Raw genomic sequence first — 22935 nt, forward strand, 5'->3', positions numbered from 1 at the left:
TAATCATTTTTATAAAGTTGTTGGCATTATGCGGCATTTGCTGGAAGAAACTGAACGGCAGGGGCGCAAATGGTTTAAGGGGCAAAGTGCTGCCCGGTTGTTATACCAATAGCTGATATTTTCATTTTTCATTAAGTCATATTTATGGCACTAAACGACTTGCCATAGGTAGGTTATGGCTGATTTTTGGTTTTTTTCATATAATCGGGCTGTTTTTCCTGGTTTATCTCTGAATTTTATAATTTGAGTTGGTTGAGGAAATTAGAACGATAGTGTAGTTTTATTTTTTTAATTTATTGGCTGTCTCTAATTTGTTCCCAGCGCATTGCAAATATCCAAAGGAGAAAACTCGTAAGCATATCTAAGCACCCATTCAGTTTCTAGAATTACCGTATCTGAGATAAAAATATCATTTGAATTAAAAATAGAAAAAGCGATTTTGTATTGTTCTAAATCATCCTGAGTAAGGAATCGAATAATGATGTTAGTATCAATGGAAATCATTCAAAGCTATCCTTGATTCCTTTTTCAATAGCTGCTGTCATTTCGTCAAGTGATTTGGGCTTGCCCCTGAATTTAAGGCAAGAAGCTACTTCAGAGATAGTAGTTTCAGGAAAGGGCGTTTTAGGTTTGAGTAAAATACCATCACCGAGATCAACGACAACAAGTTCCAGTCCAGCTTCCCAATGATGGGCGGTTCTGAGAGGCTTGGGAATGATAACTTGTCCTTTGCTGGATAATCTGGTCGTATTCATGAGATGCGTAGATCCAATAAAGAAAGTAAGAAATAAGTAAGAAATAATGGTAGTTGCTATAGCTTTAACTGTCAATACAAAATGCTGAAAGCGGCCCACCTTGCGGCATACCGATTTCCGCAGTAGGTCTTGTGTTCTCGGACAGCCTCCTAGCCCAGGCTCGCTCTTACATCTGCAATAGTGATAAATAGCTTATTCTCAATATCTTGAAATGTCTGGAAGCCATAGCGTTCATAGAAGTGTTTCGCGCCGTCTTTGGCATCAACAATGACAACAGGGAATGCGATGCTGTCACTTGCAGCCAGCAGTTTACGTAGTGCATCGATAAGCAGCCATTCACCGAAGCCTTTTCCCTTGTAGCGATCATCGACAGCTAAACGGGCAATGAGGCCCCCCGAGGTTGATAGCTGGTGTTTTTTCTGTAGTTTGTCAGGCAGGGCTTTAATATCAATGGGCGTCATTGTTAATGTATAAAAGCCAATGATGTGCGAGTTATTATTTTCATCTTCTAGAATGAAAGTTCTGGTGTTGTCTTTCTTCGCTTGCTGACTCGCCATAACTTTCAGGTAGTTATTGAGTGCCTCAATTCCGCAATTGAATCGGTTTCTATCATGTTTTGCTTTGTCTAGAAGTACCGTATCCATCATTGTGTTTTGTTTTCGTAACGCTCTGATGCAATTTTAAGTTTTGTATTTGGTGTCGTAGGGCGGTCAAGTGCTTCCATAAGCAATATAGCATCAGCTTGGCTAAGCTTTAGTGTTTGTTCTCGTTCAATAACCTGTTTCGCTTTTTCGATTGCAGCACTTAGTACAAATGAGTTAATACTCGACATGCCAGCAATGGCAGCAGCCTTAGTAAGTAAGTCTTGTGTGTCGACATCAACTCTAGCGGTGATGCGAGGTAATGTAGTCGCCATAATTAAATCTCTTGTTGTGTCAAAGTGTCACATTGTTATTATGGCCTTAAAGTGTGCCATAAGCAATCTCTGTGTCATTTTGGCACGCAGCCAATCGGGTGACCGGGGTTGTTTAATCCTCAGCTCCCTTAATTGTGGTGTAACTTGATGAAATGTTGGTGTTAAGGAGTGAGAATTTTATAACTTCAGCAACTTGGCTGGTCTTTTCCTCCATTTTCTGCGTTGTGAAAACAGTTACATAGCTTGCTATGCGCCTGTTTTCACGCCTTGAAAATGAATAAAAATCCTGCGCCCAGTTTCTGCATTTATTTCATCCTCACTCCTAAGGAGATTCCATTAAAGTGCAGGAAGGTATATTTCGTATAATGTACTTGGTGAAATTCCATAATAAAACCCTATGCTTCGTAACTGATTAACTGTGTACTGAATATTATGAGTTATAATTGTCCTGTTTGTAGAAGCTCAATTGCCAGTTGGCTTGTAAACAAAGAAAATTTTGAGTGCCCGGATTGTAAAACCTCATTAGCCTCAAATAGCAAAAAAGCCTTTAAGCAGAGTCTTGTCGTGGCGTTTATCGCCTGGCTTACTTTTTTAATTTGTATGCGGCAATACACGGGATCATGGGGATATGCGGCAGTGGTCTCTATTGAGGGCGGCGGCATTTTGTCAGCGATGCTGGCAACGCTTTATTATCATTTTGTTGTCAACATCAAAGTGCAAACTGAATAGTCTATTCATAAGCTGTTGGTAAACCTGTTGCGCTAAAGCGGGGTAATTATCTGCTGGGAACGCCGACATTTTGTCGGCTTTCTGGGGCTGTCGTCATTCTGATGGCATAGTTGCTATGCTGCTATAACCGTGCATTGCGCGGTTTACCGTCTGGAAGACGGCGCTCCCAGTAAATAAACCTTCAAAGTCGTGTGGAAGCAGGAGCCTATGAAAATACTCGCCATACAAGCGCACAATGAGCAAGCAGAATTTGAACAATTTTTAAATAGTGTTTCTGCCAAACTTGCAGCAACGATATGTAAAAAGCTGCAAGCCTATGCTGAGGTTGATGCGGTTTACGCCAGCAGGCAATTGAAAGTCCTGAAGCCTAAGATATGGGGTTATAAAGGCACAATTTATAAGCTGCGCGTAGACTGCGGGAAGGAATCCGCCCGCGTCATGTTTGTAAAAACGCCGGACAACGACATTGTGCTATTGCATGGATTTATTAAAAAGACGCGGAAAACCCCGAATAAAGACGCAAAAATTGCAATAGGTAATCTGGAGCGGGTGGAAAACGGTGTAGAAGTCACGCAACTACCCTTGGCAAAGTATGCGCTTGCGGGTCGGGGTTTGTAACCCCGACCCGAACGTTTTAAAATGTTCGGGTGCAGGTTGCAAACCTGCACCCGCCCAGCCGTAAAATCCAGTGTACACTATTAATAATTTAGTGTGAGGCGGAAGCGGTTTGCAACGCATTTAGCGTTGAAAGAAGCTTACGTCGAACTCAGATTATTTACCCCAAACTCCGGCTCACAATCTCATACACATCTTTCGATAAGCCCGGGCTTGCGATAATCCGCTTCAATTGCGCCTGCATTAAAGCACGGCGCGCCACGTCATAATGTTTCCATTGATTAAACGCAGAAACCACGCGCGCGGCGGTTTGCGGGTTCAGGGCATCCATCGCCAGCACTTGTTCGGCGAGGAATTGATAGCCGCGTCCGTCTTTGGCGTGAAAATAAGTGGGGTTTTTGGCGCTGAAAATATTGATTAAAGACCGGAAACGGTTGGGGTTTTTCATGGAAAAGTCCGGGTGTTGCGCCAGTGCCAGCACTTCATCAACCACGCCGGGGTGATTGGCGGACGCTTGCAGGGTGAACCATTTATCCAGTACCAGCGGCTCATGTTTCCAGCGTTTATAAAAGTCGGATAAGGCTTTCTCTCTGGCTGGGCCGGGGTGGTTGACCAGGAGTTTTAAGGCGGCTTCGGTATCACTCATATTATCAGCAGCCTGAAATTGTTCTTCTGCCAGTTGAATGCCGATGTGCTGATGATCGGTGTGGGGTAAATAGCCCAGAAACTCTAACGCGCAGGCTTGCAGGCGACGGCGGTTGATGGCGTTTTTATCATTACTGTAGGGTGTTGTGCTGCGCAGGCTGTGGTACAAGTCCAGCCATTGCTGCTTAAAGTGTTGGGCCAGAGTGCTTAAAGCAAATTCCCGCGCTGCGTGCAGCGCGTCCATATCAATCTCCTGCATTTGCAGGCTCAGTAGATGCTCATTCGGCAGGGTGAGCATTAAGGCTTTAATTGCACCATCTAAATGCGTATCGTGCAGAATTTTTTCAAAACCGGAAACAAACAAGGAGTCCAGGCTTAATTCGCGTCTGGCCTGTACATCGGCGGTCAAATCCAGCAATACATCCTGTGCCAGGGTTTGCCCTGCATCCCAGCGGTTAAAGTGATCACTGTCATGCGCCATCAGGAAGGCCATTTCTTCACGATCACGCTGCATGTCCAGTTTGACCGGCGCGGAAAAACGCCGCAGTGGTGATAAAACAGGGCGCGCATTGACTTCATGGAAACGGAAAGATTGTTTTTCCTGAGTCACTTTTAGTACGTGTTCGGTTTTTGCGTCAGGGGTATCATCCAGGCGACACAGCAAGTCTTCACCCTGCTCGCCCAATAAACCGATACGCACCGGAATCACCCAGGGCTGCCAGTTTTTCACCAAATCCGGTGTACTTTGTGATTGTTGCAGGTGCAGGGTGCAGCTTTTTGCTTCGGCGTCATATTCCATGTCGATGTGTAATAAGGGTGTACCGGCCTGGTCATACCAGCGTTCAAGCTGGGTAAAATCTTCGTCATTGGCATCCGCCATCGCCATGCGAAAATCATCACAAGTAACGGCCTGCCCGTCAAAACGCTGGAAATATAAATCCATGCCTTTGCGAAAACCCGCTTCTCCCAGCAGGGTATGATAAAGGCGGATGATTTCCGCGCCTTTGTTATACACCGTGACCGTGTAAAAATTATTCATTTCGATGTAGCTGTCAGGACGTATCGGGTGCGCCATCGGTCCGCGATCTTCATCAAACTGTGCGGTACGCAGAATTTTGACATCTTCTATGCGCTTCACCGCAGCCGATCCCATATCGGCGCTGAACTGTTCATCACGAAAGACCGTCAGACCTTCTTTTAAGGTGAGCTGGAACCAGTCGCGGCAGGTGACGCGGTTGCCCGTCCAGTTATGAAAATATTCATGCCCAATCACGCCCTGAATATCTTCATAATCCTTGTCAGTGGCGGTTTCCGGGCTGGATAAGACATATTTGGTATTAAAAACATTTAAGCCTTTGTTTTCCATCGCGCCCATATTAAAGTCGCTGACGGCGACAATCATATAAATATCCAGATCGTATTCCAGGCCAAAGCGTTCTTCATCCCATTTCATGGATTGTTGCAAAGAACGCAAAGCATGTTCACATTGCTCGATATTCTGCGGCTCCACCCAGATTTCCAGGCGTACCTTGCGCCCGGAACGAGTAATAAACTCACCATCAAGGCAAGCCAGATTCCCGGCAACCAGAGCAAACAAATAACTGGGTTTAAGGAACGGGTCTTCCCAGCGCACCAGATGACGACCATCACCCAAATCGCGTTGCTCGCAACGGTTGCCATTAGATAATAATACCGGGTATTTTTTCTGGTCGGCAATAATGGTGCTGCTGTAACGCGCCATCACATCAGGGCGATCTAAAAACCAGGTGATTCTGCGAAAACCCTCGGCTTCGCATTGGGTGCAGAAATTGCCACTGGACTGGTATAAACCATCCAGACTGGTGTTGTTCTGTGGATAAATTTCCACTTCACTTTCCAGCACAAATTGTTCTGGCAACTGCGTCAAAACCGTCAGATTTTCTTCATCCGCTTGCCAGACATCGGCTGCCAATGCGTTGTCATTCACTTTCAAAGACAGGGTTTTCAGTTGCTCCCCATGTAATACCAGATTGTGTCCACCACTGCGATTATTTTCCAGGTTACGCCGCATTTGCAGGCGCGCACGCACGCGCGTTGCGTCTTCTCCCAGTTCAAAAGTCAAATCCACCGCATCAATCCAATAATAAGGCGCTTGATAATCTTTGCGATAAATGGAATGGGGCGTTTTTTCCTGATCTTTCATGTTAACTTCCGTTGCTGTTTTTGCTGCTATTTTGAGTTACACCCGCATAAAACCGTTGCCAGTCAAAAGCAGGGCCGGGATCGGTTTTGCGCGTTGGCGCGATATGTTCATGTCCACAAATATGTTGCAGATGGGGATAATGGGTTTGCAGGCACTGGGTCACGGCAATTAATACCGGATATTGAGCCTCACTATAGGGTAAATCATCAGTGCCTTCCAGTTCTATGCCAATCGAAAAATCATTACAGCCCTGATGCCCCTGAAAACTGGACAGACCCGCGTGCCATGCGCGTTGTTCCAGAGCGACATATTGCACCAGTTCACCATCGCGCCGAATCAGCAAATGGCTGGAAACCTGCAAACCCTCCAGGCTGTCAAAACTGGGATGGGCTTTGCTATCCAGTTGGTTGGTGAATAATAAATCAATATTGGCATTGCCAAATTCCCCGGCAGGCAGACTGATATTATGAATCACCAGCAGATTTATCGGGGTGTCTGCCGGACGCTGATTATAATTGGGCGAGGGGCAATGGCGGGCGGGCTGAATCCAGCCATTTTCAAGATGAAAAGCTGGTGGATGAAATAAAGATATAGACATTAAAGCGGCTTTTTAATGAGTTTTTAAGAAAATGAATTTCGTATCCTGTTTCGGCAATGCCTGTATAGTACGCTATAGTTTTTCATAAAAATAGTATCACGGATAACACGCCTTGAAGGGTTGTTATCCGCTATGTCTTTGGAAATTATTTACCTGAAAAACTAAAAATATCATCAAAATGCCTGCATAATTGAGGTCAAAAACAATTGTGTAAAATACTTTTCTCCCGATACGGGTTTGTGGGAGAATGAATTCGGGGCAGGCACTACCGGCTGCTTCGCGGCGACTGTAGGAGCAACAATACCAACAATTGCGGTGAAGTGTTGGTGGCGGCGGCTTAGGAGTGAGGATAAAATAAATACAGAAACTGGGCGCAGGATTTTTATTCATTTTCAAGGCGTGAAAGCAGGCGCATAGCAAGCTATGTAACTGCCTAAGTCCAAACCGGCACAACGCAGAAAATGGAGAAAAAGACCAGCCAAGTTGCTGAAGTTATAAAATTCTCGCTCCTTAATATCTGGTATTACGCAAAGGTTAATCATTATGGATTGGGCAAATGTTATTAATAATCCTTACCTTAAAGACCTGCCATTCAAGATAGAGTTGAATAAATGGGGTAAAATTTTAATGAGTCCTGCCAGTAATCATCACGGCATACTCCAGTCTGAAGCAGTTTTTTATTTACGCAATCAATTACCTGCTGGCAGGGTAATTGTTGAGTGTTCAATCAATACGGCTGATGGTGTCAAGGTTGCCGATGTTGCTTGGGCCTCCCATGAGTTTATGCAGGCGAACGGCGAGACAACGCCTTATCAACAAGCGCCTGAAATTTGTATTGAAATTGTCAGTCCATCGAATACCCAGGCGGAAATGGATGAAAAAATCCAGCTTTATCTGGAACGAGGCGCGGTGGAAGTCTGGATTTGTCAAAGTGATGGTGTGGTCAGGCATTTTAGCCGGGAAGGTCAACTTACGCAATCAGACTTGACGAAAGAATCCGTTCATTTAATGTAGTACATCGTCAACTTTTTACTTAGGTAGTTGTTCTTGTAAAATAATATTGACCGATTGCTCATCTTCATCAAATACCAGGATTGCGCTACCTGTCTGTAACTGTTGATGTACCTGCGCCAGTTTTTGTTCAAAACTGACCTCCTGTTCACCATAGTCCGAGCCTTCACGTAAAATAAAATGCGTAATGACGCGATCCAGCGTCTCGGTTTCCAGCGCATCAAAGGGTACTTGAATCATTATTCAGTCACCTCTTCCGCTGTGTCCATTATGGGTTTTTTGCTAAAGCCGGTGATTTTTAAATTACCTCGCACTTTATTTTTGCTGATTTCCTGTAATTCCATACTGACCACGGATAAGGTAATCGGATCATTTTTTAATAACTGGAGAAACGTCATTAATTGCTGTGAAGTGGCATCAAAGTGGATGGCCTGCGTAATCAGCAACCAGTCCCCCGTTGCTGCAAATTCGGGTAATCCTTGTGACTTCAACTGCACTTTTGCGGTTTTGCTATGATTTTTTAACAGACGTTGCAAACGTGCATTAATTAATTCTTCGGTTACACCCTCCAGCAAAGAGGATTTCAGTTTGGTTAATTGTTTTAATGCCAGTTCATGTTCTTCCCGCCACTTCTTATCCTCATGGCTGAGACGTTCTAGTTGGGCGATTTGTAACTCTTGTTGCTGTTGTCCCGACCACAGTGATTTTCCCCACTGCCAAAGACCGGGTGCCACTTCAAAAGGAACCACATAAAGGATAAAGATTGCACCAGCAATGCCGAGCAGACGTTTTTCTTGGGAAGTCATAAATAAATAAGCTGTTAACCAGTTTTTATAAAAAACAAGTATTTTACGATATTTCTCAAAATTTAATGCCGGGAATAACAGAACTTTAATCACTTTTGTTAGTTGTATGGTTTGAAAACTTGCCTGACACCCTTTAAAAATGGATAATATTGGAATAAGAGTGTATTAAATTCGGGGTAAAAACGAATTTTTTAATAAATGCTCAGGCTTTGGCTTCAATCTGCGAACATGCGCAGGAATAAAATCTTTAGGAGCGAGGATGAAATAAGAACCGAAACCAGGCGCAGGATTTTTGTTCATTTTCAAGGCATGAAAACAGGCGCATAGCAAGCTATGTAACTGTTTTCATAACGCAGAAAATGGAGAAAAAGGCCAGCTTGGTTTCGGGAATTATAAAATCCTCGTTCCTTAATAACATAACCCATATAGGATTTGCTGAATGAAAACAAAAATCATCTCCACCGCGATTTGTGCAGCTATCACCAGCATGTTTGCTGGCAACGTTTTAGCAACCAATGGCTATTCACCACATGGTTTTGGCGCTAAACAAAAAGCCATGGGCGGCGCAGGCGTTGCGGTGGCTAATGACAGTATGAGTGTTGCTACCAACCCGGCATTAGCCGTTGATATCGATGAGCGCATGGATCTGGGGCTTGCCTTATTTTCTCCCAAGCGCAGTTATACTGCAAATAACAACGGTACACCGGGCTACCCTACTTTTGAAGCGGGTGAATTTAAAAGTGGTAAAGAATATTTTCCGGTTCCCCATATTGGTTATAACCATGTCTTAGATAGAAATTCTGCCATCGGTATTGCAGTTGGTGGTAATGGTGGCATGAACACTGAATATTCCAATGCGGTTTTCGCTGCATTTAATCCACGTTTTCCCGCAGGCCACCCTGATGCTGGTCAACTGATTCCCGGTATGCCAAATGCTACCGCTCCGGCTGGCGTTGATCTGAAACAATTGTTTGTCGGTTTTAATTATGCCCGCCGCATTAATGAGAAGCATTCTATTGGCATCATGCCTGTTGTTGCGGTACAAACCTTCAAAGCCTATGGCCTGGAACCATTCATGGGCGTTTCCACTTCACCGGGTAATGTTACTGGTCGTGGTACGGATACTTCCTATGGTGGCGGTCTACGTATTGGCTGGCATGGCAAATTAAATGATCGCCTGTCTGTCGGCCTCTCTTACCAGAGCCGCCTGTGGATGAGCAAGTTCGATAAATATGAGGGTTTGTTTGCCGAAGGCGGTGATTTTGACATTCCTTCAACTGTTGCTTTGGGCCTGAATTTCCAGGTAACGCCTAAAGTCATGTTTGCAATGGATTATCAGCATGTCCGTTATTCTGAAGTCAATTCTATCGGCAACGGACATAATGTACCGATGGCAGATGCCAATGGTATGCCGCGCACGGTATTGGGTACGGATGAGGGTATCGGCTTTGGCTGGGAAGACATGAATATCATCAAGCTGGGCGTGGCCTGGGATTTTCGTCCTGACATGACCTTCCGCGCGGGTGCCAGCTTTGCTAACCAGATTGTACCGACTGATCAGGGTTTGTTTAACATTCTCGCACCTGCCGTGATTCGTGATCACTGGACTTTGGGTTTAACCAAGCAGATTGATAAAAACAATGAAGTTAACTTCGCTTTTGCTTATATGCCTGAAGAAAAAGTCTGTGGCACCAACGTCAACACTGGCTCTCAAAGTGGCTGTATCCAGATGGATCAGTTTGAGTTAGAAGTTAGTTGGGGCCTGCGTTTCTAATTAATGCAAACGTAAGTTCAGTCAGTATTATTATACTTGATTGCACTTAGGAGCGAGAATTTTATAACTTCAGCAACTGGGCTGGTCTTTTTCTCCATTTTCTGCGTTCCGAAAACAGTTACATAGCTTGCTATGCGCCTGTTTTCACGCCTTGAAAATGAATAAAAATCCTGTGCCCAATTCCTGCACTTATTTCATTCTCACTCCTTAGCCCAAATGTAGAAGCTGTTGGTAATTGATTTACCAACAGCTTTTCAGCTTTAAAATCCGCTTAATCAATTTTGCAACGGCATTCCTCAGCTTCACCATGCACTTTTATCCTTAAGATTGCAGCAGATTATGGTATCCTTTAGCGCACTTGTCTCTTACTGAATAATCTCTGAAAATAGACTCTGAAAACTGAGCAACACACATGTATCATTTATTAGTCATTCACGGGCCTAACCTGAATCTGTTAGGTGAGCGCGAGCCTGGGCATTATGGCGCGGACTCGCTGGTGGATATTGACCGTCGCCTGGAAGAAATCGCAGAAATGGCGGGGCATCAACTACGCAGTTTCCAAAGCAACGCAGAAGCTGAACTGATTGAAAAAATTCATGCGGCCAGACTGGAAAGTATTGATTTTATCATTATCAATCCAGCGGCATTTACGCATACCAGCATCGCTTTGCGCGATGCTTTGTTGGCGGTCAAGATTCCTTTTATTGAGGTGCATTTATCGAATGTACACGCACGGGAAGCCTTTCGCCATCATTCTTACTTTTCTGACATTGCAAAAGGTGTGATCAGTGGACTGGGCAAACAAAGTTATGAACTGGCCCTGCAAGCTGCACTGACCTGCTTGTCACAACGGACATAATTATGGATATTCGTAAAATAAAAAAACTGATTGACCTGGTTGAAGATTCTGGTATTGCTGAAATTGAAATTCAAGAAGGTGAGGAATCGGTTCGTATTACCCGCCACAATCCCAACCCTGTACCTGTTGCTGCGGCACCTGTCGCTTATGCGCCAGCACCGGCAGCAGCACCCATTGCAAGCGCACCCGTCGCTGCTGAAGCACCCGCAGCGGCAGAACAAACGGGGCATCAAGTAAAATCACCGATGGTGGGCACGTTTTACCGCTCTCCCTCACCCACCAGCAAATCCTTCGTGGAAGAAGGGCAAATGGTTCAAGAAGGGGATACCTTGTGCATTATTGAAGCGATGAAAATTCTTAATCAAATCGCTGCTGATAAATCGGGTAAAGTCAGTCGGATTTTGGTTGAAAATGGTGCGCCGATTGAATTTGACCAGCCCTTGTTTATTATCGAATAAGGGAGCTTATCACTATGCTTACCAAAGTTGTTATTGCCAATCGGGGCGAAATCGCCTTGCGTATTCTGCGCGCCTGTCGGGAAATGGGCATTCAAACCGTCGCAGTGCATTCCACCGCAGATCGTGATCTGAAACATGTCCGTCTTGCTGACGAATCAGTTTGTATCGGGCCACCGTCTTCCATAGACAGTTATCTCAATATTCCGGCAGTGATCAGCGCGGCGGAAGTGACTGACGCGGTTGCCATTCATCCCGGTTATGGGTTTTTATCGGAAAACGCCGATTTTGCCGAACAAGTGGAAAAAAGTGGTTTTACCTTTATCGGCCCCCGTCCTGAAACTATCCGCGTTATGGGGGATAAGGTTTCTGCAATTCAGGCCATGAAAAATGCGGGCGTGCCTTGTGTACCCGGCTCAGACGGGCCGCTGGGCGATGATGTGGAAGAGAATATCCGCATCGCCCGTAAAATTGGTTATCCAGTCATTATCAAAGCCTCCGGCGGCGGTGGTGGACGCGGTATGCGCGTGGTTCACAGTGAAGCCGCCTTATCCAGCGCAGTTTCCCTGACTCGCGGCGAAGCGGCGGCGGCGTTCGGTAATGATATGGTGTACATGGAAAAATACCTGGAAAATCCGCGCCATGTGGAATTTCAGGTATTAGCCGATGAACACGGCAATGCCATACATCTGGGCGAGCGCGATTGCTCCATGCAGCGCCGCCACCAAAAAGTCATTGAAGAAGCACCCGCTCCAGGCATTGGCAATAAGCTGCGCAAAGAAATTGGCGAGCGTTGCGCGAAGGCCTGCCAGGAAATCGGTTATCGCGGCGCGGGTACGTTTGAGTTTCTTTATGAAAACGGTGAATTTTATTTCATTGAAATGAATACCCGTTTACAGGTTGAGCATCCCGTAACGGAATTTATCACTGGCGTGGATATTGTGCGTGAGCAATTGCGTATTGCTGCGGGTGAAAAACTGGCCTACAAACAAAAAGATATTCAAGTGCGTGGTCATGCGGTGGAATGTCGTATTAACGCGGAAGACCCGGATAATTTCATGCCCTCTCCCGGCATGGTTAAACGTTTTCACGCACCAGGTGGTCTGGGCGTGCGCGTTGACACCCATTTATACTCGGATTATAAGGTTCCACCTTATTATGATTCGATGATTGGTAAGTTGGTTACCTATGCTGACAATCGTGAAGGAGCCTTAGCCAGAATGTATGTCGCGCTGGATGAAATGATTATTGAAGGCATTAAAACCAATATCCCCTTACACAAAAGGCTGGTTAAAGACACGGCCTTCTGTGAAGGTGGCGTTAATATCCATTATCTGGAAAAACTGCTGGATATGTAATATTGTTGTTTCGGGAGTGTCCATAGGCTTTCCCGGAACTTGCCCATTTTCATCTTGTCCAGCACAGAAGAGCTGATGGAGAAATGGGATGAACTCAGCGGTTAAAACATCCTGGGTAAAACCAGTCAGGGTTATAGCACATGAAAGTTATCGCCTGGATGTGGTAATGGAAGATGAACGAGAATTTTGTCTGGATTTATCCGGGTTGATAAATCGCAGACAAATATTTTGGCGTTTGAAAAATTTCCGCTATTTCAAACAGGTTAATATTGATCCTCTGGGTGGCTTATGTTGGCCGGAAGGCGAGGATATTTCACCAGAGAAAATTCTGCATTACGTTGTGACGTAATCACCAGCTTCTCGCCTCTCCCGCGTGGAATACGGTGCATGGTGAGTTGAGAGGTCATAACATAGTTCCGTGGACGCGCCTATTCCACCCTACTCAGCCAAAAGCGGTGAAGCCAGCCCATAAATCCACATCTTTTTATGATTGCCATTTTTCTTGACCCAGAAAAACAGATTGTATTTTGGGTCTCGATACACGGCGCTAATCGTTAAAGGCCCTTTGCGTTTGGCCTTATTCCAGTTATGGATAAATTCGCCATACACCACTTGCTGCTGACAGTCATAACGCCGTTTTTCCGGGCTGTAAAAACGCAAAATACCCGTGTGTGACAGGGATTGCGTACCATCAGATGAACCAATATATTCTTGTTCAGCACTGATCTCACCCGTATCCAGTGCTTGTGCCAAAGACTGTTGTTTGGCTTTGAGCAGGGTAATACGCGCCCGGTAATCCTTAAGTTTTGGTGCAGGCAAGGGTGGGCTGGGTTCAAAAATCAGATTTTCGGCGTGTTCTTCATCAAATGCAATATGTGCAGTCAGGGCAACGGGGCGTTTTTGTTTGTCATAACGCACCTGCCCAAATCCCAGGTGTGAATAACCGTTGGGATTGGTAAGTTTCACTTTCTTCTGAAACCAGGTTCGTACTGAAATACCGCAATTGCCGCCAATGGCGCTGACCTGTTTGAAGTGTTTTTTATGATCGCCCTGCCATAATACGGTTTGCTGTTCAGTTGGATGACTTAAAGCATACAGCCACATAGGCTTGCCATTGTCTGCCATCCAGTAAAACAGTTGCTGCTGCCAGTCAAAATACAAGGTATCCATACGCAGGGGCAACCAGGCTTTTTGTGCCTGGGTCGTGGGCAGGTGATGTAATAAAACGCCATAGATCAACTGCTGGCGGTTTGTCGGTCGCTGTGAAGCCGGGAAAAACCAGGCCAGACCGCTGTGCAACCATTGTGTATCCGGGGCAAAACTGGCGGCAAGATAGCCCTGTTTTGCCTGAATGCTGCCCACATCAATTTGTCCTTTCAAGGTTTGCTGACTGGCTTGCAGTTGCCGCAGACGTTGTTGATAATCGGCTAAAGCCACAGGCTCCAGCGGCAATGCCGGTTCAAAAAATGCCTGCTTGCGGTGTTTGGCATCAAATGCATTAGACTCGCTTAAACCCACCACTTGTTGCTTATCGTCATAAACCAAATCACCGTGACCAAAATGATGCCATTCGGTGCTGGGGATATTGGGGTACGTGAATTTGAAATAAGACCGCAACCAATCGATTTGATTACTCATGGAACTGGCTTGACTGATACCGGGAATTTCCAGTTGACCGGGTAATTGCCAGGAGGGTTGCGCAAAATGTTGTTGTATGCGCGCTGTGATGAAACGATCAGGATTGGGATAAGATATGGCGGTGATGTCCCGTGTTTCCAGCACGCAAGCGGAAAGCCAAAAAACCAGTACTGTAAGGGATAATAAACGTGTTGTTAATATTTTCACAAGATGAACCAGAATAAGCGATGACGCATAGTACTTATAGTACTTAATTTGAGTTCAATATAAGCCGCTTTCAATATTTATTTTATCTGTATTCAAGCTGAAACCGCTGCAATCGTATAAAAAGAACCAAATACCACCAGCCGATCCTGTGGACTTAATTGTGCCTGTAATTGTAAAAAAGTTGGCCTGGGTTTGTCATATCGCGTCATATTGTTAATGCCTTGTGCTGTCAGATAATCTTGTAACTGGCTTGCAGGCGCAGCGCGTTCCACATCAAGTTCCACCAGGTGCCAGTGATCGATGTATGCTAATAACGGTGCCAGGGTACCGGGAATATCTTTATCGAGCAACATTGCGACCAGCGCATGAGTTTGTCCTGCACAGGGCTGTCCGCTTAAGGTTTCTGCCAGTGCTCTGGTAGCCAGTGGATTGTGCGCCACATCCAACAGACAGGGCACCCGCGTATCCAGTTGTTGCAGACGCGCAGGCAGTTGGCCTTGCTGTAGACCTTCATGCAACGCATTTTCGGTAACTGGGTGGTGATTTTGTAAAGTTTCGATTAAGGCAAGGACGCCGGCGGCATTGCGTATTTGCCAGTTTGTTGCAGGACTGGGCAGGGGCAGATTGGCATAATGTTTTGTGCCTTGTTGCCATTGCCAGTATTTATCTGAAACAGTCATTTTAAAATCGGTTTTAGCGTACAGCATAGGAATATGTTGTTGTCGGGTAAAATCCAGCAGCGTTTGTGGAGGATTGGGATCGGCACACACCGCAGGATGATGCGGACGGCAAATACCGGCTTTTTCCAGCGCGATTTGTCCACGATCATCACCCAGCCAATCAATATGATCAATGTCTATGTGGGTGATTAAAGCCGCATCAGCATCCAAAATATTGACGGCATCCAGCCGCCCACCCAGTCCCACTTCCAGTACAGCAATTTCCACGTCTGCCTGGAAAAATAAATCAATAGCAGCCAGGGTGCCAAATTCAAAATAACTCAGACTGATTTCAGGGCCGTCATGACGGGCAGCCTCAATGCGGGCAAAACTGGCGCACAGTGCCTCATCGGTGATGGTTTCACCATTAATAACGATGCGTTCATTATATTGATGCAAGTGGGGCGAGGTATAGCGCCCACAGGTATAACCTGCCGCACGATAAATCTGCTCCAGCATAAACACGCTGGAACCTTTGCCATTGGTTCCCGCCACGCTGATAAGCGTAAATGGCGGCGATAACAAGCCCATGCGTTCAGCAACACTGCGGCAACGTTCCAAGCCCAGGTCTATGGCCTGCCCATGTAATTGATTCTGCCAGTTCAGCCAGTCGCTTAGATTTTGATTTGAAATCGACAAAAATATTCTCTTAAATGTCATGTTTGCGAAGAGTAACTTCTCATTATTGATAGGTAAATACTCATATTTGAAAATTTAAAATTATTTATATACCTTAATATCAATAATTTATAAAAATTATATGATTTGGTCGCCTGTGAATAATGAGAAGTTACTGTGAAGACAGGTATCTAGGAGGCTGTCCGAGAACACAAGACCTACTGCGGAAAAGCTGGATTTGGTCAGATTTCTCCCTTATTTTCGTTAAATATACCCAATATTCGCCTCAAATAATGAAAAAATCTGCCTCAAACCAGCTTTCCCTCGCTACGGCCTCTGTTCTCGGACGGCCTCCTAAATAATTACTATTTTCAGCTTAGATGGGATTTATCATTTGAATCCACTGATTGTATAACTGGTATTTTTTTCTGTTCATGCGTCCATTTACCTTGTGATTTATCAATATACTGGAAAAACTCATTGGTAAAATTGCCCTGGTGACAAGTGGTTCGATACATTGTTGTGTGAATGCTTGTATTTGTCAGAACCCGATCAAAAACACCAGGTCCCGTAATCTCATAAGTACCGGTTAGATTCTGTTCTATGATATTTTGGTTAATGACCAAAATAATTTTTTCTAAATGAGGGTTGTCGGGTTTACTGGCAATGAAATAATTCGTTAAACGACCGTCTTTCATGCGAATATACAATTCATCATCTTCTGGTTTGAGTATCCACTGAAGTGGCCAAACCAAATGTGCATCAATATCCATGTATATGCCACCATATTTGTTAAGTACCAGTACCCTCCAGTAGTCAGCTTGTGCAGCACCAATTTGTAAGCGTTGATAATTTTTGTAAATGGCCTCTGGGAAATTCTCGTGAATAAACACATCACGCTCTTCTGTTCCCATAAAGTGGTATTCACATGTTGGAGAAAGTAAACGATTAAATAAATAGTTTAGGTAAACTGCGATAGATACCTGAGCTGTGTAGTTGGTTTGCCATAATTGAAGTGGAATATGGGTTGAATGCCTTGATGGCCAAATTGCTGGTGCATGTTTTGGCAGAGTAAAGCGTTTATGTGGGAAAAAAAAGTGAAACAGATAGGGTGCTGATTCTATAAGATGTATTTTATAACCTATTGATTTATATGGAGTGGTATTTTTATATTTTATATTAAACATGAATTTTAGTGCTTAATATTAAAAATATGCCATTTCAAGTTATAAATTTGAGCATTCAGTAGCTATTTTTGGCTACTTCATACGGTATACAATAAAATTTTACATCGAAAAAAATCAGCACCCAACAGATAACATGCTAACTTGGTTGAATTTGCAGCTATTTTAATGATTCTACTTATTAAAAATCTAAAAAGTGTGTTCAAGACAATGAACCTCTTTTATTATTCGTGTTATATAAAATGCTGAGCTTTAAGTACTTATAGTATGTTGTTTGGGCATGATAACGTGCGGCGATAAAACCATAAGTACCATCCAGGAAACCCAGTCTGAATACATATAAACGGATAAAGGTCCATAGCTCATGTAATAACGCCTGTGTTAAAGATGCACTTTTGCCGTGTTTCCATGCATTTTGCGCCCAAGCACTGGAATAATGGTTTAGCTTGCTTAGAACCTCATCCGGGTCGATATAAGAATAATGTACTAATGCATGTCCCAGAGTTCCGGTAGCACCTTGTTTAACAATGACTTGCTCATGTACTAAATCGTTAGAGAAACAAGCCGTTGTACGTTTAAATAATCGCAAAACATAATCGGGATACCATCCTCCATAGCGCATAAATTTACCGCAAAACCATGATTTTCGTGGTATACGCCAAGCATTATAATGACTTTGTTGTATTGCATCCGTAATAGCAGCACGTAGTTCGGGGGTAACTCGTTCGTCTGCATCAATAGATAATACCCATTCGTTTTGAGCCTTCTTCAGGCAACGGTTCTTTTGTAACCCAAAACCAGGCCAGTCGGTTACATAGACTTGTGACGTAAACTCACGGCAAATATCGATGGTATTGTCATGACTACCTGAATCAAGCACAATAATTTCATCCGCCCAGGCGACAGACTTCAAACAGGCGCGAATATTATCCGCTTCGTTAAAAGTAATAATAATAACAGATAATTTTATCATAGTAGTTTTAAGTTGGTTTATACAATCCGGGGGAAGGAAGATGTAACTTAGTATTCATAGATGCAGCAAGCGCAATTGCTGAATGTGATTACTGAGCTGTAGTTGATGTTGTTCTACAAAATCTTCAGGAATATTAAAGTGCTGTTGGCTGGTTTCTTGAATTGCACAGCTTAGCGTGTCAGGGGATAAATCCTTTAATATCTTGCCACAATTATTATCTACCAAATTACCCGCCCCCACATAGCGTGAAATGATAACGGGTGTGCCACATTGAAGAGATTCAGTAACCACCAGACCAAAAGGTTCATAAAATGAAGGCAAAATTGTGACATCAACAGCACTGTAAACCTTAGCCATTTCATTGACAAAACCCAAGGCTTTAACATTGCTCAGCCTGCTCGCATTGGAAGGTAGTTTGCTGCCCACTATGCACAGTTCAAATTGCTCTGGGGGCAATAATTCCAGTGCCTTTAATAATGGTTGTAAACCTTTGCGTACATGCCCTGTGGAAGGAAACAGCAATACAAATTTATCTTGTGATAAACCAAATTGCTTACGCAACAAATTTTTTTGGCTGCGATAACCTCGATGAAACTTTTCGGTATCCAGTGGTGGATAAAGCATTTTGATTTTATTCATTGGCACTCCGTAATGGACTTGAATTTCTTCCATAATCATTGGTGAATGCGCAACAATATACTGAGCTTGTTGAAAGGCTTTATGTTCTAATTTAATTTTCCATTTATCCAGTAAATTTGGTTGTCTGCCTGTAGTTTGTAAAAAACCCAGATGTGTACCACCACTAATCTGCACATCCTGCCCCCAATTAAGTGACAAAGCCAGTGATAAATCAGCTTTGCAAAAAGCTGGTTGAAGTAATGCAGGAAAAACAAAATGACGTAATTTTTTTGGTATCCAGCGCAATTTTTTACGATTAATCCTAACGCCATCAGGTACGTTTACATGCTGATCATGTTTATATACCCAGACATCTACTTCATCTCCTGCGATAGCAAAGCCACGGCATAGATCGAGTAGATAGGACTCCATACCTCCGCCGAGCTGGTATTGGTAATGAGCTACCATGATTTTCATAATTTTTTCTCCAACCAAGTGGCACTATATAAAGCCAAAAATAATAAATAAAATGATCCTGTAGAACCTGAAAATAATGATACATTAGCCAAACCATTTAACACAAAAATAATAATCAAGGCTTGCAGGCGAAATTTATTGGGGGGAGATAGTTCACTAGCCCAACGCCAATGAGTAATAATCCATACCAAAAATAAGCTCAGTCCTACCAGGCCAAACTGCAGCATTACCATCATGTATTCATTATGTGGGTGGTCTAATAATTTATTTTCATATAGTGAGGGACCGTTCGTCTGCGCATACACATAAGAAAAACTGCCTGCTCCAGTTCCCAACCAGGGATGTTGGATAAAAATATCCCAACTATGTAATAAAAAGGATAAACGATAATTAGTGGAATTATATTGGCCTTGTGTTATATCCTCTTGATAGTTTAGTACTTCAGTGATGGTTTCATGTACATTATGATGAATTTGTGGGGATAGGTGATAGACTGAAAATAGAAACAGACACAGAAAGAGACTGGAAAATAGGATTTTTTTCCAGTTACAGTATGTATTTTGAAAAATGACCAGTAGTGTTAAAGAAAGGTATAATAAATAAGCTGTGCGCTGTGGGTTGATAAATAATAAATAAAAACTGAATAGAATAAACAAAGCTAAAAATAAGTATTTATATTTCTCATGGGTAAAAAATCGGGTAAAACACAAGAAAGCCACAAATGTTGTTTGCACTGTAATGTAAATCGGATTAATTAAAAAAGTATTAAAAATAAAATAATCTTCCAGATGCATACGGATATGCCAAATATCATAGGCATAAGCCAGATTGAACAGAGTGCTGATGAAGATGCTGGCGATCAGCAATAATTCTGCCCATTGTCGAATGAATGGCTGCAAAAATATTGGTAATAATGCTAAAATATATAATATTTTTCCATATTTTCCAACGCCCTGTAATGCTTCTAAAAAATTGGGGGCAGCACTGTAGATTACACTGATCCAGATCCAGGCAAAAAAAGCTAAAGCCACATGTGTGGAGTATCGTTGCTTAATATACTGCCAGTATTGTCCGAATAAACCACCAAAAAAACTAAATACCACCGCAGTAATTAAAAATTGATTCATCCAAAACTTAGAAAAAGGCAAACAGGCAATAGCTGCAAGTGTGGCATACGGAGCTGTGTCAGCCATCCACAGACGAAAATCAGCAACAGAAAAGCTCATAATAGCTATCAACTTAAAGCAGGGCAGACTGTAAACTTAACAACCTGCTCTAGCCTCTTAGCTCTCTTTTGAGGCAGTGGCAATATTTCCATTACATCTAAAACCCAGTCGAATATATCTAAAAAAGAAGTGTCAAAAAATTGTTCAGCAGAAGTTTTGACATCCAGTTCTTGTCGCTCATAATTAGCAAGCACCATCAGTGCTTTTAATCGTGAATGACAAATTAGTAGCAGCCTGGATTTATAGCTCATACCAAGCATTAAAAAGTGATGTATTTTATTATCCAAATGATGAACCTGTTTGCATAAGCAAAGACATTTCAGTTTCGGTAAAACCCGCCTCACGCCGTGCCTGTTCATGAAAAGGTGGTTTTATCCGGCTTTTCATGCGGGTCTTCAACAGCTTGGCAAAAGTCGCTTCAGGTGGCAGGTTTTGCCGCTCGCAGGCATAGCGAAACCAGCGGGTACCGGCGGCAACATGTCCGATTTCTTCTGTTAAGATGACTTCCAGAATTTCCACCGCGCGCAAATCACCAATATTGTACAGTTTTTTCATAATGCCGGGGGTGACATCCAGCCCCCGTGCTTCCAGCACCCGGGGCACCAAAGCCATGCGTACCATCACCTCATCTGCCGTTTCCACTGCCATTTCCCATAAGCCATTATGTGCGGGAAAATCGCCATATTGATAACCTAAAGACTGCAAGTGAGTGGCTAACAGTTGAAAATGCTGCGCTTCTTCTTCGGCAATGCGTATCCAGTCGGCATAATATTCCCAGGGCATATCCCGAAACCGAAACACCGCGTCCCAGGCCAGATTAATGGCATTAAATTCAATATGGGTGATGGCGTGAATCAAAGCGGCGCGGCCTTCCGGGGTGCCTAGACCACGTTTGACTAAATCTCTGGGCGCAACTAAAGGCGGTTGTAGCGGACGCCCCGGCATTGGAATTTCAATGACCGCTTGCGCGGCACTGCTTTGTTGTTGTTTGAAATCCAGCGCTGCCAGCTTATCTGCTTGCAGATAAAACTGTGCGGTTTGTTGTGTCTGCGTGAGTTTAGCACTTAATGTCTTACACATTAAACAGGCATAAGCGGCATCAAATAGGTTATCCGGCAAAGATTCTGACATGAATTTTCCTGGTTATAGTTTCTGGTGGCTACCATCACAAAAAGGTGGGCGAGTGCTGTGTTTGCAACCGCATAAATAAACCTTGTCGGTTTTATCGGCAATAAACATCATTGGCTCAAAGTCAGTACCCTGATGTGCGCCATCGCAAAACGGCTGGTCCTGGCTGCGCCCACAAGTACACCAGAAATAAGTTTTGCCTTCAGTGACATCCACCGGGTACGGTGATTTCCGGGCGATTACCACATCATCTTTACTCATTATTCCATTTCCTTATCAGTTATAAGGCAATTTTTAAAACCAAAAAAGCGGCTGCAATCACAATAAACCAAAATATAAATTTCATCACCAGCAAACTGCTTAACTTTAACCATTCTGTTTGGATATAGTCTTCTATAATCACTTGCAAGCCTAAAATGCTGTGCCAGCTAATGGCAATTATCAGGCATAGTAGCAAAATACTCTGCCAGGGTTGTTGCAGCCATTGTAGCAGGGCGGTATATTCACCGCCGGAGGCAATGAGTGAAGCAACCAGCCACAGCAACAAGGGCACCAATGCCAGTGCTGATACCCGCTGATAAATAAAATGATCGGTACCCGTGCCAGAATGGCCCAGATTCTGCGTGCGGGTAATAGCCGTATTTAATTTTATTGCGCTGTTTTCAGGGGCTGCCATATCATGCTCCAATATTAATTTTTTCTGGCTCCCATGTGTCTTAAGGCTTTGAAAGTATTATTGAAATAGTTTTTTAGTTATTTTTTTATTGTAACTTATTGATTCTTTGTTACGAAAATCACTAAAATTGTATATTTTTTGAATACTTTCACAGTCTCGTCTTGCATGGGAGCAAGCCGTAAGGTCAATAGGGGTTATCTCATCAGTGCTTTCGTATCCTTAATCAGATCAGCATATTCATCAATTGCGTCATCTAATTCATCCGCCTCAATATGATTATGGTTATGCCGGTTATCAGCATATCGCTTAAAAGCCACATATTTGCGGTCCAAAACTTCCGGCTCACCCATTGAACGAATGGCGGTCGCTACTTTTCTTGCTGAGTTCAGGATTTCGCTATTCCAAAATACCGGATCATCTTTTGCTTTGGCTTTTTTAACAAACAGTTTTGCCTCACCTAATGTTTTTATCAAGGCTTTGCCGCCAGTGGAGGCAGACATTTCTCTCATTTTTTGCAGGGGATCGGTGGTTTCATTATCTCTTGCAAACTCAAAATCAGCCAGGGCAAGTTGCGCGGACTTTTCAATGACTTTCAGGTCTTCTTTTAAAATTGCCCAGGATTTTTTCTCATTAGTATTCCCCAGCAATTCCCGCTTCACTCAAAAAAGGTTAAAATACCCCCCAGTCATCATAAAACTAAACCCGAGAAGGTTACATGCCACGTAAATTACCCGCGCCCCCCGCTCGTGAAGATTTGACATTCCATCG

Annotated in this window: 26 protein-coding genes; 7 read left to right on the plus strand and 19 right to left on the minus strand. The window is 43.6% G+C overall.

Annotated features, from left to right (window positions below):
* Nucleotides 1-306: 306 nt before the first annotated feature.
* The 4 genes from QUF61_RS16240 to QUF61_RS16255 all read right to left on the minus strand — a co-directional run bounded on the left by QUF61_RS16240 (nt 307) and on the right by QUF61_RS16255 (nt 1671).
* Nucleotides 307-504: a PIN domain-containing protein gene (locus QUF61_RS16240; protein ID WP_289682639.1), complete on the minus strand. Its 198-nt coding sequence runs from the start codon at nt 502-504 to the stop codon at nt 307-309.
* A complete protein-coding gene (locus tag QUF61_RS16245) occupies nt 501-755 on the minus strand; it encodes an AbrB/MazE/SpoVT family DNA-binding domain-containing protein (protein WP_103920430.1) in 255 nt (84 codons plus the stop codon). The genes QUF61_RS16240 and QUF61_RS16245 overlap by 4 nt, the downstream gene beginning before the upstream one ends.
* Nucleotides 756-904: 149 nt before the next feature.
* Complete coding sequence (locus tag QUF61_RS16250; protein WP_289682641.1) at nt 905-1402, minus strand: GNAT family N-acetyltransferase; 498 nt, start codon at nt 1400-1402, stop codon at nt 905-907.
* Entirely contained in the window at nt 1399-1671 is a 273-nt protein-coding gene (locus QUF61_RS16255) for a type II toxin-antitoxin system TacA family antitoxin (RefSeq protein ID WP_103920396.1), read from the minus strand. Before QUF61_RS16255 ends, QUF61_RS16250 begins: the two co-directional genes overlap by 4 nt.
* A 936-nt stretch (nt 1672-2607) precedes the next feature.
* Here QUF61_RS16255 and QUF61_RS16260 point away from each other — a divergent pair.
* Nucleotides 2608-3018, plus strand: coding sequence for a type II toxin-antitoxin system RelE/ParE family toxin (locus tag QUF61_RS16260; protein WP_103918783.1), 411 nt, complete (start codon nt 2608-2610; stop codon nt 3016-3018).
* A gap of 157 nt (nt 3019-3175) precedes the next feature.
* Here QUF61_RS16260 and pepN read toward each other — a convergent pair whose 3' ends face one another.
* Nucleotides 3176-5842 (minus strand): aminopeptidase N, encoded by a 2667-nt coding sequence (gene pepN, locus QUF61_RS16265; protein WP_289682643.1) that lies wholly within the window; start codon nt 5840-5842, stop codon nt 3176-3178.
* A gap of 1 nt (nt 5843) precedes the next feature.
* Nucleotides 5844-6440 (minus strand): 1,6-anhydro-N-acetylmuramyl-L-alanine amidase AmpD, encoded by a 597-nt coding sequence (ampD, locus tag QUF61_RS16270; RefSeq protein ID WP_289682644.1) that lies wholly within the window; start codon nt 6438-6440, stop codon nt 5844-5846.
* Between the two features lie 543 nt (nt 6441-6983).
* Here ampD and QUF61_RS16275 point away from each other — a divergent pair.
* The gene (locus QUF61_RS16275) at nt 6984-7454 is read left to right on the plus strand and encodes a Uma2 family endonuclease (protein ID WP_289682646.1); all 471 of its coding nucleotides are present in this window, start codon (nt 6984-6986) and stop codon (nt 7452-7454) included.
* A gap of 15 nt (nt 7455-7469) precedes the next feature.
* Here QUF61_RS16275 and QUF61_RS16280 read toward each other — a convergent pair whose 3' ends face one another.
* Nucleotides 7470-7691 (minus strand): YheU family protein, encoded by a 222-nt coding sequence (locus QUF61_RS16280; protein WP_286019007.1) that lies wholly within the window; start codon nt 7689-7691, stop codon nt 7470-7472.
* Complete coding sequence (locus QUF61_RS16285; protein ID WP_146066755.1) at nt 7691-8257, minus strand: hypothetical protein; 567 nt, start codon at nt 8255-8257, stop codon at nt 7691-7693. The genes QUF61_RS16280 and QUF61_RS16285 overlap by 1 nt, the downstream gene beginning before the upstream one ends.
* Before the next feature lie 439 nt (nt 8258-8696).
* On the opposite strand from QUF61_RS16285, the gene QUF61_RS16290 reads away from it, so the two are divergent.
* The 5 genes from QUF61_RS16290 (at nt 8697) to QUF61_RS16310 (ending at nt 13052) form a co-directional block, all read left to right on the plus strand.
* On the plus strand, nt 8697-10031 hold the full coding sequence (locus QUF61_RS16290) for an OmpP1/FadL family transporter (protein WP_289682648.1): 1335 nt from the start codon (nt 8697-8699) through the stop codon (nt 10029-10031).
* Nucleotides 10032-10443: 412 nt separating this feature from the next.
* Complete coding sequence (aroQ, locus tag QUF61_RS16295) at nt 10444-10890, plus strand: type II 3-dehydroquinate dehydratase (protein ID WP_103920386.1); 447 nt, start codon at nt 10444-10446, stop codon at nt 10888-10890.
* Nucleotides 10891-10892: 2 nt separating this feature from the next.
* Nucleotides 10893-11348 carry an acetyl-CoA carboxylase biotin carboxyl carrier protein gene (accB, locus tag QUF61_RS16300; RefSeq protein ID WP_289682649.1) on the plus strand — a complete coding sequence of 152 codons (456 nt, stop codon included), beginning with the start codon at nt 10893-10895 and terminating at the stop codon, nt 11346-11348.
* Between the two features lie 14 nt (nt 11349-11362).
* The gene (gene accC, locus QUF61_RS16305) at nt 11363-12703 is read left to right on the plus strand and encodes an acetyl-CoA carboxylase biotin carboxylase subunit (RefSeq protein ID WP_103920384.1); all 1341 of its coding nucleotides are present in this window, start codon (nt 11363-11365) and stop codon (nt 12701-12703) included.
* An 88-nt stretch (nt 12704-12791) separates the two neighbouring features.
* Nucleotides 12792-13052 carry a DUF2442 domain-containing protein gene (locus QUF61_RS16310; RefSeq protein ID WP_289682651.1) on the plus strand — a complete coding sequence of 87 codons (261 nt, stop codon included), beginning with the start codon at nt 12792-12794 and terminating at the stop codon, nt 13050-13052.
* An 89-nt stretch (nt 13053-13141) separates the two neighbouring features.
* On the opposite strand, the gene QUF61_RS16315 is transcribed toward QUF61_RS16310, so the two are convergent.
* The 11 genes from QUF61_RS16315 to QUF61_RS16365 all read right to left on the minus strand — a co-directional run bounded on the left by QUF61_RS16315 (nt 13142) and on the right by QUF61_RS16365 (nt 22814).
* The gene (locus QUF61_RS16315; RefSeq protein ID WP_289682652.1) at nt 13142-14548 is read right to left on the minus strand and encodes a hypothetical protein; all 1407 of its coding nucleotides are present in this window, start codon (nt 14546-14548) and stop codon (nt 13142-13144) included.
* A 92-nt stretch (nt 14549-14640) separates the two neighbouring features.
* Entirely contained in the window at nt 14641-15906 is a 1266-nt protein-coding gene (folC, locus tag QUF61_RS16320) for a bifunctional tetrahydrofolate synthase/dihydrofolate synthase (protein ID WP_289682653.1), read from the minus strand.
* Nucleotides 15907-16256: 350 nt separating this feature from the next.
* Nucleotides 16257-17072, minus strand: a complete 816-nt coding sequence (locus QUF61_RS16325) for a glycosyltransferase family 32 protein (RefSeq protein ID WP_289682654.1) — start codon at nt 17070-17072, stop codon at nt 16257-16259.
* A 199-nt stretch (nt 17073-17271) separates the two neighbouring features.
* Nucleotides 17272-18042, minus strand: a complete 771-nt coding sequence (locus QUF61_RS16330; RefSeq protein ID WP_103920377.1) for a glycosyltransferase family 2 protein — start codon at nt 18040-18042, stop codon at nt 17272-17274.
* Between the two features lie 54 nt (nt 18043-18096).
* Nucleotides 18097-19137 carry a glycosyltransferase family 4 protein gene (locus QUF61_RS16335; RefSeq protein WP_103920376.1) on the minus strand — a complete coding sequence of 347 codons (1041 nt, stop codon included), beginning with the start codon at nt 19135-19137 and terminating at the stop codon, nt 18097-18099.
* Complete coding sequence (locus tag QUF61_RS16340) at nt 19134-20363, minus strand: O-antigen ligase family protein (protein ID WP_289682655.1); 1230 nt, start codon at nt 20361-20363, stop codon at nt 19134-19136. The genes QUF61_RS16335 and QUF61_RS16340 overlap by 4 nt, the downstream gene beginning before the upstream one ends.
* A gap of 8 nt (nt 20364-20371) precedes the next feature.
* Nucleotides 20372-20650, minus strand: a complete 279-nt coding sequence (locus QUF61_RS16345) for a DUF6399 domain-containing protein (protein ID WP_103920374.1) — start codon at nt 20648-20650, stop codon at nt 20372-20374.
* Nucleotides 20643-21494 (minus strand): ferritin-like domain-containing protein, encoded by an 852-nt coding sequence (locus QUF61_RS16350; RefSeq protein ID WP_289682656.1) that lies wholly within the window; start codon nt 21492-21494, stop codon nt 20643-20645. The genes QUF61_RS16345 and QUF61_RS16350 overlap by 8 nt, the downstream gene beginning before the upstream one ends.
* Before the next feature lie 12 nt (nt 21495-21506).
* Nucleotides 21507-21752, minus strand: coding sequence for a CDGSH iron-sulfur domain-containing protein (locus tag QUF61_RS16355; RefSeq protein ID WP_103920372.1), 246 nt, complete (start codon nt 21750-21752; stop codon nt 21507-21509).
* Between the two features lie 19 nt (nt 21753-21771).
* The gene (gene sdhD / locus QUF61_RS16360) at nt 21772-22167 is read right to left on the minus strand and encodes a succinate dehydrogenase, hydrophobic membrane anchor protein (protein WP_289682658.1); all 396 of its coding nucleotides are present in this window, start codon (nt 22165-22167) and stop codon (nt 21772-21774) included.
* A 194-nt stretch (nt 22168-22361) separates the two neighbouring features.
* Entirely contained in the window at nt 22362-22814 is a 453-nt protein-coding gene (locus QUF61_RS16365) for a hypothetical protein (RefSeq protein ID WP_289682659.1), read from the minus strand.
* Nucleotides 22815-22935: the final 121 nt, after the last annotated feature.

This window comes from Candidatus Venteria ishoeyi, assembly GCF_030378065.1.
Lineage (GTDB): Bacteria > Pseudomonadota > Gammaproteobacteria > Beggiatoales > Beggiatoaceae > Venteria > Venteria ishoeyi.